Source organism: Rhodococcus sp. 105337 (genome assembly GCF_012844225.1).
Classification (GTDB): domain Bacteria; phylum Actinomycetota; class Actinomycetes; order Mycobacteriales; family Mycobacteriaceae; genus Rhodococcus.
This window is the reverse complement of the sequence record NZ_JABAGQ010000003.1, coordinates 60,016-72,558: the sequence shown is the minus strand read 5'-3', so window position 1 is coordinate 72,558 and position 12,543 is coordinate 60,016. Positions and strand designations below refer to the sequence as shown.

The 12,543-nt window shown below is 67.4% G+C and carries 13 protein-coding genes; 2 read left to right on the top strand and 11 right to left on the bottom strand.

All coding sequences use genetic code 11. The annotated features are described in order from the left end of the window. Positions 1-86 precede the first annotated feature (86 nt). Positions 87-1,178 (top strand): NAD-dependent epimerase/dehydratase family protein, encoded by a 1,092-nt coding sequence (locus HF886_RS06710; RefSeq protein ID WP_169651883.1) that lies wholly within the window; start codon positions 87-89, stop codon positions 1,176-1,178. Positions 1,179-1,193: 15 nt separating this feature from the next. Here HF886_RS06710 and HF886_RS06705 read toward each other — a convergent pair whose 3' ends face one another. The 11 genes from HF886_RS06705 to HF886_RS06655 form a co-directional block, all read right to left on the bottom strand. Further along, positions 1,194-2,702 (bottom strand): acetyl-CoA carboxylase carboxyltransferase subunit alpha/beta, encoded by a 1,509-nt coding sequence (locus HF886_RS06705; RefSeq protein ID WP_169651882.1) that lies wholly within the window; start codon positions 2,700-2,702, stop codon positions 1,194-1,196. Between the two features lie 82 nt (positions 2,703-2,784). Next, a complete protein-coding gene (locus HF886_RS06700; RefSeq protein ID WP_169651881.1) occupies positions 2,785-3,978 on the bottom strand; it encodes an ABC transporter permease in 1,194 nt (397 codons plus the stop codon). Further along, positions 3,975-4,865 (bottom strand): ATP-binding cassette domain-containing protein, encoded by an 891-nt coding sequence (locus HF886_RS06695; protein ID WP_169621152.1) that lies wholly within the window; start codon positions 4,863-4,865, stop codon positions 3,975-3,977. Before HF886_RS06695 ends, HF886_RS06700 begins: the two co-directional genes overlap by 4 nt. Continuing rightward, a complete protein-coding gene (locus HF886_RS06690; protein WP_169621151.1) occupies positions 4,862-5,398 on the bottom strand; it encodes a hypothetical protein in 537 nt (178 codons plus the stop codon). The genes HF886_RS06695 and HF886_RS06690 overlap by 4 nt, the downstream gene beginning before the upstream one ends. 1 nt (position 5,399) lies before the next feature. After that, entirely contained in the window at positions 5,400-5,675 is a 276-nt protein-coding gene (locus tag HF886_RS06685) for a helix-turn-helix transcriptional regulator (RefSeq protein WP_169651880.1), read from the bottom strand. 92 nt (positions 5,676-5,767) lie between these two features. Further along, positions 5,768-6,145, bottom strand: a complete 378-nt coding sequence (locus HF886_RS06680; protein WP_169651879.1) for a VOC family protein — start codon at positions 6,143-6,145, stop codon at positions 5,768-5,770. Between the two features lie 178 nt (positions 6,146-6,323). Continuing rightward, entirely contained in the window at positions 6,324-6,698 is a 375-nt protein-coding gene (locus tag HF886_RS06675) for a S4 domain-containing protein (RefSeq protein ID WP_169621148.1), read from the bottom strand. Further along, on the bottom strand, positions 6,699-8,336 hold the full coding sequence (locus HF886_RS06670; RefSeq protein WP_169651878.1) for an ABC-F family ATP-binding cassette domain-containing protein: 1,638 nt from the start codon (positions 8,334-8,336) through the stop codon (positions 6,699-6,701). Positions 8,337-8,635: 299 nt separating this feature from the next. Then, positions 8,636-9,280, bottom strand: coding sequence for an NAD(P)H-dependent oxidoreductase (locus HF886_RS06665; RefSeq protein ID WP_169651877.1), 645 nt, complete (start codon positions 9,278-9,280; stop codon positions 8,636-8,638). A 52-nt stretch (positions 9,281-9,332) separates the two neighbouring features. After that, positions 9,333-10,406 (bottom strand): S1C family serine protease, encoded by a 1,074-nt coding sequence (locus HF886_RS06660; RefSeq protein WP_169651876.1) that lies wholly within the window; start codon positions 10,404-10,406, stop codon positions 9,333-9,335. Continuing rightward, positions 10,403-11,512, bottom strand: a complete 1,110-nt coding sequence (locus HF886_RS06655) for an NAD(P)-binding domain-containing protein (RefSeq protein ID WP_169652031.1) — start codon at positions 11,510-11,512, stop codon at positions 10,403-10,405. Before HF886_RS06655 ends, HF886_RS06660 begins: the two co-directional genes overlap by 4 nt. 134 nt (positions 11,513-11,646) lie before the next feature. Here HF886_RS06655 and HF886_RS06650 point away from each other — a divergent pair, with 134 nt between their 5' ends. Further along, on the top strand, positions 11,647-12,537 hold the full coding sequence (locus HF886_RS06650; protein ID WP_169651875.1) for an SPFH domain-containing protein: 891 nt from the start codon (positions 11,647-11,649) through the stop codon (positions 12,535-12,537). Positions 12,538-12,543: the final 6 nt, after the last annotated feature.

The window sequence follows — 12,543 nt, the reverse complement described above, 5'->3', positions numbered from 1 at the left end:
GCGATGCGTCCGAGCATTCGCCGGAATCGTGACACCGGTGCGTGGTAGCCGCAGGTTTACGTCGCACCCGCCGGGTACTCGGAAGCATGACCGAACACTCGAAAGCTAGCTCTTCCGGCATGCACGTGGTGGTCACCGGCGCGACCGGCAACGTCGGCACCGCAGTGGTTCGCGCCCTCGGGGCGGAACCCGCCGTGGAATCGGTCCTGGGCATTGCCCGTCGCCCGACCGACTGGGCGGTCCCCAAATCGACCTTCGCGCCTGTCGATGTCGCGTCGGACGATCTCGCGGAGACGCTGCGCGGCGCCGACGCGCTCGTCCACCTGGCCTGGCTGTTCCAACCCACGCACAAACCGGAGACGACGTGGGAGAACAACGTGCTGGGCACGATCCGGACACTCACCGCCGCAGCGGAGGCGCAGGTGCCCGTGATCGTGGTGGCGTCGTCTGTCGGGGCCTATTCGCCAGGCCCCACTTCGGAGCCCGGAGTCGAGGAACCGCGCGTCGACGAAACGTGGCCCACCCACGGATGGCCGGGCGCGGCGTATCCGAGGGAGAAGGCCTATCTCGAGCGGTGGTACGACGCCTTCGAACTCGAGCATCCGGAGATCCGTCTCGTCCGGATGCGGCCCGGGTTCATCTTCCAGCGACGCTCTGCCACAGCGCAGCGACGGATCTTTGCGGGGCCGTTCGTACCGGGCTCGCTGCTGCCTGCGATTCCGGTCGTTCCGGACATGCCGGGGCTGCGGATGCAGATCCTGCATTCCGACGACGCGGCGGATGCCTACGTGCGTGCCGTCCTGCGGCCCGTCCGGGGTGCGTTCAACATCGCGGCGGATCCGCCGGTCGACGCCCACTCGTTCGCGGAAGTGCTGGGCGCGCGGGTGGTGCCGGTCAAGCGCGGGATCATTCGCTCTGCCGTCGCCGCGGCCTGGCATACCCATCTCGCGCCGGCCGATCCGGGGCTTCTCGATACCGTCCTTCGGCTACCACTGATGGATTGCACGCGCGCTCGGACCGAACTCGGCTGGTCGCCGTCCGCCGAGCCGCTGGATGTGCTCGCGGAGTTCGTCTCCGGGCTGCGGGAAGGTGCCGGAGCGCCGACCCCGCCTTTGGTGGCCGACAGCCTGCGTGGCCGTGTGGAGGAGGTCGCGACGGGGGTGGGTGTGCGTCCCTGATCCGCCCGGCGAGGCTCACTCCGCCGGAAGACCCAACCGGCGATACCGGCCGATTCGGCGGCTGTACCGCCGGTCGGCGGGCTCCCCGGCCAGTTCGGTGAGCTCGCGTGCGACGGCGGCACCGACTCGCTTCACGAATTCCACCGGTTCCTCGCTCGCGTCGGGTCGTTCGGGAATCACCCCGTCCACGATCCCGTCACGCAGCAGGTCCCGCGCGCGGATTCCCTGTGCTTCTGCCATGCGCGGGGCATGGGTGGTGTCGCGGTGCACGATGGCGCTGGCTCCCTCGGGTGGCAGCGGAGCGAGCCACCCGTGTTGCGCGCACAGCACACGGTCGGCGGGCAGCAACGCGAGCGCACCCCCGCCTGTGCCCTGGCCGAGCAGCACCGACACGGTCGGCGTCGACAAGGTCACGAGATCGGATATGCAGCGGGCGATTTCGGGCGCGAGTCCGCGTTCCTCGGCCTCCTTCGACAACGACGCGCCGAGGGTGTCGATGACGAGAACGAGGGGGAGTCGGAGTTCTTCGGCGAGCCGCATTGCGCGACGTGCTTCCCGCAGCGCGCCGGGTCCCATCGTGCTCGACGCGGACTGGCCGGTGCGGTCCTGCCCGAACATCACACACGACACCCCGCGAAAACGCGCCAGCGACAACAACACCGTCTTATCGGACTCGCCTTCCCCGGTACCGGACAGTCGTACCTGAGCCGACGCGGCGTGCCGGAGCAATTCACGGATCCCCGGGCGTTCGGGCCTGCGGCTGAGCATGACCGACTGCCAGGCCGGGATGCCGGGCACGTCGTCGACGGTGGTGACGGCGCGAGAAGTGCTGGTGTCGGGCCGATCCGGTTCGACGAGCACGCGCAGAAGCCGGTGCACCAGTTGCCGGACGCCGCGGAGCGGAACGACTCCGTCGATCACGCCCTTGCGGTAGAGATTTTCCGCGGTCTGCACGCCCTCCGGGAAAGGTTCGTTGTAGAGCGCCTGGTAGACGCGGGGTCCGAGAAAACCGACGAGCGCCCCGGGTTCGGCCACGGTGACGTGCCCGAGCGACCCCCACGACGCGAAGACTCCTCCGGTGGTCGGATTACGCAGATAGACAAGGTAACCCAGGTGCGATGCCTTGTGCTCTGCGACGGCAGCGGCAATCTTCACCATCTGTACGAACGCGAGCGTCCCCTCCTGCATTCGGGTGCCTCCCGAGGTGGGGGAGGCGAGCAGGGGGAGACGCTCGGCGGTGGCGCGTTCGATCGCGGTCACGATCCGCTCGGCCGCCGCGACGCCGATCGACCCTGCGAGGAAGGAGAACTCGCATGCGATCAGCGCCACGCGGCGACCGTGCACTGTGCCCGTTCCGGTGAGAACCGATTCGTCGGTACCGGACTTCTCGGCGGCGCGACGGAGGTCCGCCTGATATTTCTCGTCGGCGTGGACCTTTACCGGGGTGGTATCCCACGAGGTGAAACTTCCCGGGTCGACCACGTTGTCGATGAAATCCTGCGCCGAGATCTTGGTGCCCGCCACGTCGCCTCCACCTGTCGATCATGCTGTGGAACAAACCTATACGAGGCGGGCGCTCGTCCAGCTTCGGTGTACCGCCGTGCGCTCAGCGGCCGAGTGCTTCCTTCCACGTCACCGTGCGGCCGATACGCAGGATCGAACGTTGGTAGATCTTCGCCGCTACGAGGCTGAGCAGTGCCGTTGCGGCGACCATGAGCAGTACGGTGCCGACGATTTGTACCGGAGTCGCGACACCTGCCGCGATGCGGAGCGGCATGAGGATTGCCGAGAACGGCGGGATCCAGCTCAGGGTCGTGCTCCACGAGGCTTCCGGATCGTCGATCGAAGAGAACGCCGCGAAAAACATCGCGATGATGACGATCATCAACGGGCCGGACGTGGAGTTCACGTCTTCCTGCCGCGAGACCATCGACCCCGCTGCGGCGTAGAGCACGGCGAAGAACGCGAAGCCGAGGATGAACCAGCCGAGCGTGCCGGCCAGCACACCGATCGCGGTGCCGGTGATGGTGAGCGTCCCGGTGGCGACAGACGCGCCGACACCCACGACGCCGTACGCGGTGAGCTGGAGCAGGCCGACGGCACCGATACCGAGAATCTTGCCCCACAGCAGCTGCAGCGGCCGGAGGGTGGAGAGCAGGAGTTCGACGACACGCGAGGACTTCTCCTCGACCACGCCCATCGCGACATACGTTCCGAACAGCAGGATCTGCAAGTACAGCAGGAGCACCGAAACGGTCGCCAGGATGATCCGCTGGCCCTGTTCGGGGTCGGGAGGTTCGATGGCCTCGACGACTACTGTTGCGCGAGCAGCGGCCGCAGCGATCTCCGCGGGGTCGACTCCGCGGGTGGACAGCGCCGCGGATTGGGCTTCCTGCACGACCGCGGTATCGATGAGTGCTTTGAGATCGGCGTCGATATCGGACTCGGTGATCGCGGTGACGGTACCGTCACCGCCGGGAACGAGGGCGACGTCGAGGCTGCCCGCACCTACCTGCTCGCGAGCGGCGTCGGCGTCGGGCACGGTAGAGACTTCGATCGGCGTGCCCACGGCGTCGCCGATGGAACCGAGCGTCGTGCCGAGGGTGTAGCCGGAGACGACACCCACGGTGGGGCGGTCGTCCTCGCCGCCGGAAAAGATCGACATCGCGACGATGCCGACGACGATCGCAGCGAGCACGATCGCGTTGCTGATGACGAAGCTCTTCTTCTGTACCTGGGTGACGAATTCGCGGCGCGCCACCAGGCCGATCGCGTGCGAGTTGCTCAGTGGGGCGCTCATGCGGCTACCACCTCTCGGAACAGGTCGGTCAGGGACGGTTGCTGCAAGGAGAACTCGTGTACCGGTCCGGTGGACAGCGCAGTTTTGAGGATCTGCTGGTCGTCGGTGCCCGGCTCGATGGTGAGCACGGTGCGACCCTCTGTGTATTCCGAGCCGGAGACACCCGGCAGGCCGTCGGCCCAGCCGGCGGGGGCGTCGGGAGCGTGCACGACCAGACGGGAAGCACCCTCGGCGCGCAAGTCGTCGACGGCACCGACGACGCGCATGCGTCCATGGACGATGATGCCGACGCGCTCGCACAGTCGCTGTACCAGATCGAGCTGGTGGCTCGAGAAGATCACCGGGACACCGGTGTTCGCCTTCTCGACGAGAACCTCGCTCATGACATCGACGGCGACCGGATCGAGACCCGAGAACGGTTCGTCGAGAACGAGGACGGCGGGATCGTGTATGAGCGCTGCGGCGAGCTGAACGCGCTGCTGATTGCCGAGAGACAGTGAATCGACCGTGTCACCGATCCGCTCGGCGATGCCCAGCCTTTCGGTCCAGCGCTGCATCGCCGCCGTGGCATCGCGCTTCGAAAGCCCGTGCAATCGAGCAAGATAGATCAGTTGGTTACCGACCTTCATCTTCGGATAGAGCCCGCGTTCCTCGGGCATGTACCCGATTGTGCGGCGGACGTCGAGATCGACGGGCTTGCCCGAAAGCCGGACTTCTCCGCCGTCTGCGGCGAGCACTCCCAGCGCGATGCGCATGGTGGTGGTCTTGCCGGCACCGTTGCTGCCGACGAACCCGAACAGTTCACCGGGCTGCACCTCGAAGCTCACCCCGTCGAGGGCGACCGTGGAGCCGTAACGTTTCGAGAGATTGTCGATGGTGAGGGTCATAGTTGGTCCTCCGGGTCGTCGTCGGGTCGGGTCCACGCCAGCAGCACTGCCGGGAGGCATCCACTGAAAAGTATTGCGGCGAGAGCGAATCCACCCGCCGAGTAGCACAGTGCTTTGTGATCGATGAAGTCGAACGGCGGGCTCCACAGGAGCGCGAAGATCGGTATCAGGAGCAGGCTCTGCGCCACCGAGAGGCCGATCGAGCGAGCGCTGTTGCGTTCGGCGATCTCACGCTCGTCGAGGGCATGCCGTGGTGCGTCGGATTGCCGCCCCGAGACGATCTGCAGGCACGTCCACGTGGGCAGGAATACCAACACGACGGCCAGCCACACGATGGCGACGACAGGGAAGAAGTAGGTTGCCACGGAGATGACGAACATCGCCGAGATCAGGGCGACGACGGCACCGGCGAGGATGCGGCGACGGTGCCGGGTGCGCCATGCCGGCAGCCATTTCGCGAATGTGGCCTCGTGCGTGAGGAACCGGCGGGTGCGGTAGTCCTCGTACCGGTCGATGAGCGACGCGGTGGACATGTCAGGCCTCCTTGGTGTGGGCTCTGTAGAGCTCGGTCGACAAGGGGGTGAACTCGGTGCGCGAGAAGACCGCTTCGACCGGGAGGCCGAAGACGTCGCAGATCCGGAAAGCGAGATCCAGGCTCGGATAGTGGTCTCCGCGCTCGAGCGCGCCCACCGTTTGGGGGTTCACGTCGATGAGCTCGGCAAGTTGGGCTCGGCTCATGCCGCGTTCCGCACGGAGAACGCGGATGCGGTTGAAGATGGGGAGCGTTTCCCCACGGCGTACCGGACTCATGGAACAAAGTGTTGTAAAAACCCAACGATTTGTCAATACCGGGAACTCGCCCTCCCGCCACGGCCCCGGCGGTCGTGGCGTCAGCACGTGCATCAGAGGGGCTCGAGGCGAGTCTTCAGAAGGCAGAACTCGTTGCCCTCGGGATCGGCGAGCACGTGCCACGACTCGTCGCCCGTCTGTCCGATGTCGGCCGGGCGTGCACCGAGGCTGAGCAGTCGTTCGAGTTCTGCGTCCTGATCACGGTCGGTGGCGTTGACATCGATGTGCAGGCGCGGTTTTGCGGGCTCGGGTTTATCCGTCCGACTCAGGATGATGGTCGGTTGTGCGCCGCCGAATCCTTCGCGTGGTCCGATCTCCAGTCCGTCTTCGTCACGATCGAGCACGACGAAGTCCAGGACCTCGCACCAGAACCGCGCCAGCACCTCGGGTTCCCTGCAGTCGAGCACCAACTCGCTGATTCGACACGCCATGATGAAACCGCCTCCCCCCCGTGGGCTGTCGGGGAGGCCACCCGAGATTCGCCGGCCCCCGGCAGCCGAATTGCCCGTGATCGTAGCGACCCGAGTACGACGGGACCGGGTTTTCGGGGGAGTCGAGTACCGTCCGATGACCGGCACGGAGCCCACGGCCCCATTCGAGGCGATCCCGTCAGTCGTCCTGGAAACCGCGGATCCGGTCGAGTTCGCGGCGATCCTTCTTCGTGGGCCGGCCCGCGCCGCGATCACGGATCGGGATTGCCGCGAGGATCTCCTTCGGCGGCGGTGGTGGGCTGTGATCGATGTAGGCGGTGGCGGCGATCGGCGCACCCACCCGCTTGTTGACGAGTTGCGTGACCTCGACGATCTTTTCGACCCCGTGCGCCCGCACGCGGACCTCGGTGCCGATCGTCACCGGTGTCGACGGCTTCGCTGTCACGCCGTCGACCTTCACGTGCCCGGCGCGGCACGCCGATGCCGCCGCCGACCGCGTCTTGAACAGCCGCACCGACCACGTCCAGCTGTCCACCCGAACGCTTCCGCTCATCTACAGCAACTCCTCGCTCAGCCGTCCGTCCTCGAGCCGCCACCGCCGCGTGCTGCGCGTCGTGTCCAGCATTCTGCGATCGTGCGTCACCAGCAGGAGAGTGCCGTCGAAGCTCTCGACCGCCTGCTCGAGTTGCTCGATCGCCGGGAGATCGAGGTGGTTGGTCGGCTCGTCGAGCACGAGCAGGTTCACACCGCGCGCCTGCAGCAGCGCCAGCCCCGCCCGTGTCCGCTCGCCCGGCGACAACGACGCCGCAGGTCGCAGGACATGGTGCCCCTTGAGCCCGAACTTGGCGAGCAGGGTACGTACGTCGGCGTCCGGCCACTCCGGGACCTGCCGGCCGAAAGCTTCGACCAGAGGCTCGTCGCCTTCGAACAGGCCGCGCGCCTGATCGATCTCGCCGACCTGGACTCCGGAACCGAGGCTCGCGCGCCCGGAATCCGGGGTGAGGGTGCCGAGCAGCAATCGCAGCAGTGTGGTTTTCCCCGCCCCGTTCGGGCCCGTGACGATGATCCGGTCCCCCCACTGCACCTGGGTGGTCACCGGACCGAAGGTGAAATCACCGCGTCGCACCGTCGCGTCGTCGAGCGTTGCGACGACCGTGCCGCTGCGCGGTGCCGCCGCGATCTCCATCCGCAGTTCCCATTCCTTGCGGGGTTCCTCGACGACGTCGAGGCGTTCGATGCGCCGCTGCGTCTGACGCGCTTTTGCGGCCTGCTTCTCGGTGGCCTCCGCGCGGAATTTCTTCCCGATCTTGTCGTTGTCCTTCGACTTCCGCCGAGCATTCCGTGTTCCGTGTTCGAGCCAGTTGCGCTGCATCTGCGCGCGGTCCTCGAGTTGCGACTTGGTGTCGGCGAATTCCTCGTACTCTTCGCGGGCGTGCCGCCGTGCCACCTCGCGCTCGACGAGGTACGCCTCGTAACCGCCGTCGTACACCGAGATCTGCTGCTGGACGGGATCGAGTTCGACGATGCCCGTCACGGTCCGCGCGAGGAATTCGCGGTCGTGGCTCACCACCACGAGAGCGGTGCGTGTCTCCGCGACGAAACGCTCGAGTTGCTCCAGCCCCGCGAGGTCGAGATCGTTGGTGGGTTCGTCGAGAAGCAGCACGTCGTAGCGCGACAGAAGCAGCGCCGCGAGTCCGACGCGCGCCGCCTGCCCGCCGGACAGTCCGGTCATCGGCGCGTCGAGCCCGACCCCGAGCCCCAGATCCGACACGACCTTCTCGGCGCGCTCTGCGAGATCGGCACCGCCGAGCGCGAGCCACCGCTCGAGTGCCGGGGTGTAATCGTCGACATCCGACTCGCCGAGCGCCTCGGCAGCCGCGTTCATGATGTTCTCGGCGTCCGTCACGCCCGTGCGACGGCCGAGGAAATCCAGGATCGTCTCACCGGGGACGCGCTCGGGTTCCTGGGCGAGGTATCCGACGGTCGCGTCGGGCGGACTGAGCACGATCGATCCGGTGACGTCCGCGTTCCCCAGCCCGGCCAGTGTCGTGAGCAGCGTCGATTTGCCGGCGCCGTTCGCGCCCACCAGCCCGATCACGTCACCCGGTGCGACGGTGAGGTCGAGGCCTTCGAACAGCGTGCGTTCGCCTCTCGAGGTGGACAGGCCGCTGATACGTAGTGTTGCGCTCACGTGTCGAGTATCCCGCTGCGACGATTCCGTCTTCCGCCACGGGTCTGTACAGGCCCGGATGTGGTCACGGCCGAGCGCACACTTCGTCGTCGATCTGCGATCCGGCGAAGCCGACGTGTCCCCCGACACCGTGACCGCGCGTCGAATCTGCTCATGCCCCTCGACGTGTGCCAGGCGGGTATCCCGTCGCTACCAGTCGAGGAATCACCCACACCCCGATCGACAGTGCGCAGAGCACGCCGAGGTAGGAGCATCCCACCAGGAACTTCACCGGTGCGGGCCAGGCGTCCTGCTCGTCCTCACCGGGCCAGGCTCGTCGCGAGAGTGCGCACTGCGTCCCGGGCGGCGGCAAGGCTCTCCGCCGCGAGGTCGGCGAACGGGGCAAGCGGTGTCAGGCGATCTGCGAGCGTGAGTTCCGCCGTCACCACCGATACCGACATGCCGAGCGAGGTGCCGAGGACCTGCATGAGGGGAGGTATGACGAAATCGGTTCCATCGCCCGGAGTTCCGGGAGCGTACGTGTTTCCTCGGCTCGACACGATCACCGCCGGCTTGCCCGCCAGGGGTGCGTCCGAAGTATCGAACGGCACTGTGGTGCCGAGTACGTGGATGTAGTCGATCCAGGCTTTGAGCGAGGACGGCATCGACCAGTTGTACATCGGCGCACCGATCACCACCGCGTCCGCGCCCGTCAGCTCAGCGATCAATTCGGCTTGCAGACCCTCGGCCGCCGGGTCGGGCCACTCCGTACCGGTGCGCAGCCGCGCCGCGTAGTGCAGCGCGGCGTCCGGAAGGTGGGGGAGCGGCGATCGGTGCAGATCCCGCTCGATCACCGTGTGGTCGGAACCGGTTGCGCGCCAGGTATCGACGAACAACCGTGTCAGTTCGCGCGAGACCGAGGCATCGAGGTCGGCGGACGAATCGAGGTGCAGAAGTCGAGGCATGTGCCCTCCGGGTTCCGGTGCGGTGTCGCCCCACGCTACGGCGTTCTGCGGATCAGCGGGCGGGGCCGTCTTCGAGAACCACGTCGGCCGTACGAGAACGGCCGTCCCCGTCGAGCCATTCGATCCGGACGGTGTCGCCCGGTTTCCGGGTTCGTAGCCGTTGCTCGAGGTCGGTCGTCGACGACACCGTGGCGCCTCCGAAAGAGACGACCACGTCGCCGGCTTCGAGGCCGGCGCGATACGCGGGGGTATCGAACGACACCCACAGCACTTCGGCCCCGCGGTCGGCGCCGTCCGCTCGGGCGGTGGTGACGCCGAGACCGAGTCGTGGTGTGGGGCCGACGTGCACGGTGTCGGTGCCGACCCCGGTCCGGACCTGCTCGACGACGGCGAGAGCCTCCGCTATCGGGACGGCATACGCCTCCGGTGCGGACTCGGACGGTTCTTGCTGCTCACGTTCGATCGCGCCGGCGGTGTTGACTCCGACCACCGCGCCGTAATGGTCGACGAGCGGACCGCCCGAGTCTCCGGGGCGGATCGGGGTGTCGGTCTGCAGCATTCCGGTGAGTCGCTTGCGGGAGCCCTCGGTGGAGTCGCGGACCATCACGCTGCGGTCGGCCGCGATGACGGTGCCCGGCGCTGCGATCACGACGCCGCCGCCGTCCGCGTTCCCGAATGCGGTCACGGGAGTCCCCGCGGGTGGCAGAGCGTCGGCGACCGGTGCCGCGGGGAGACCGTTCGCGGTGCCGAGCTGGAGTACGGCGATGTCGCGTGCACTGTCGTACCCGATGACGTCGACGTCGTAGATCAGTCCCGTCGCCGCGCTCACCGCGGTGATGTCGGTCGCTCCGCTGACCACGTGATGATTGGTCAGCACCGTGCCGTCGGGTGTGAGAACGATTCCCGTTCCGGACGTTCCCGTCCATCCGCGGCTCGCGTCGATGGTCACGACGACCGGCACGGTACGGGCGGCGAGTTCGTCGGGCGCCAGTGGCGTGGGCGGCGGCGCCGGGATCGGTGGCGGCGGGGGAGGGAGCGCGATCTCGACGGCTTCGGGCGCGGAGGCGAGAAGGCTGGTCGCGGCTGCGAACGCGACCACCAGGACCGACCCCCCGCGCCGTCTCACAACGCCGCAGCTCCGGTGGTCAGATGGTCGACGAGTTCACGTGCCGCAGCCCGCCCGGCGCGGTTGGCGCCGATGGTGGACGCGGACGGGCCGTAGCCGACGAGGTGGATTCGGGGGTCGGCGGCGACCTGCGTCGCGAGCCGTCCCGTCATCGTGATTCCCCCGCCGGGATTGCGCAGGCCGAGCGGCGCCAGATGGTCGAGTGAGCTTCGAAAACCGGTGCACCACAGGATTACGTCGACATCGAGGGTTGTTCCGTCGGGCCAGCGGACACCGGTCTCGGTAATTTCGGCGAACATCGGCAACCGGTCGAGCACTCCGCGTTCGCGTGCCGCCCGGATCATGGGTGTGACGGGAAGCCCGGTCACGGAGACGACCGAACCGGGAGGTAATCCGTGGCGCACCCGGTCCTCCACGGCCGCGATTACCGTCCGTCCGAATTCGGGCGTGAATTCCTCGTCGCGCCAGACGGGTTCGCGTCGAGTCACCCACGTGGTGGTGGTGACGAACGAGATCTCGTCGAGCAACTGCACCGCGGAGATTCCCCCGCCCACGACGAGCACGTGCCGTCCGCGGAACTGCTCGGCGTCGCGGTAGTCCTTCGTGTGGAGTTGCTGCCCCCGGAACCGCGCCGCACCCGGATACCACGGGACGAACGGGTGTTCCCAGGTGCCGGTCGCGTTGATGAGTCCCCGCGCCGAGTACACGCCGGTATCGGTCTCCACCCGCAGGCGTTCGCCCCGGTTGCACACCACCGTGACCTGAACGGGGCGGTGTACGGGAAGGTCGAACTCCTTCTCGTAGGCGCCGTAGTACGCGGGCACCGCCGACGACGCGGGCACTTCACCGGAGCCGGTGTCGACCGCGTCGGAGAACGCGGACCCGGGCAGGTCGTGCAGGCCGTTGACGGTGTTCAACGTGAGGGAAGGCCACCGGTGCTGCCACGCGCCGCCGGGGCCGAACGACCGGTCGAACACCACGAACCCCGTTTCGGGTTCGAGCCCGAACCGCCGCAGGTAATACGCGGCCGACAGGCCTGCCTGCCCGGCACCGATCACGACGACGTCGACGGGCGTCGTGTTCTCCGTGTTGCCTTCGGACGTCATCACCGGCCTCTCCGCAGATGGTTGCCCTCCATCATGCCGTGACATCGGGAGGCGTGCCCTGTGAACCCGGCACCGGCGATGATCCAAAAATGTGATATCACTTTGACATCGCATTCGTGCCCGGAAGGATCCCCATGGAAACAGCAGAGTCCACCACCTCGTCGGAACGCCCGGGACGCTCGTCCAACGGCTGGCCCGTACTTGCCGCCGCACTCGTCGCCGCCGCACTGGCGTCCGCACTGATCGTGTGGGCCGCGGTCGAGATCAACGTTCCGCTGATCGTGGTGGGATCCGTCATCGCGGTCATCGCTCTCGTCGCGCTCGCCGGCCTGATTCTCGTCGAGCCCAACGAAGCCCGCGTGCTCCAATTGCTCGGGGGCTCGTACGCAGGCACTCTCCGCGAACCGGGCCTGCGGTGGATGAATCCGCTCAACTCCCGTCGCAAGATCTCCACGCGCATCCGAAACCACGAGACGGCAAGGGCGAAGGTCAACGATGCGGACGGCAACCCCATCGACATCTCGGCGGTGATCGTGTGGCAGGTCGAGGACACCGCGCGGGCGGTCTTCGACGTGGACGACTTCGAGGAGTTCGTCGCCGTCCAGACCGAGGCCGCGGTGCGTCACATCGCCGGGAGTTACCCGTATGACGGTGCGCCCGAGGCGATGTCGCTGCGGCAGAACGCCGACGAGATCACCACGAAGCTGTCGTCCGAGGTGCATGCTCGCGTCCGGTCGGCCGGCGTGCGCGTGATCGAGACCCGCATCAACCAACTCGCCTACGCCCCGGAGATCGCACAGGCGATGCTGCGCCGTCAGCAGGCCGGCGCCGTGATCGCCGCCCGGGAACAGATCGTGCACGGCGCCGTCTCCATGGTCGGTACCGCCCTCGAGCGCCTCGAGGCCGAGCACACCGTCATGCTCGACGAGGACCGCAAGGCCGCGATGGTCTCCAACCTGCTCGTCGTACTGTGTGGCGATCAGAGTGCCCAGCCCGTTCTCAACACGGGATCGCTGTACCAGTAGGGAATT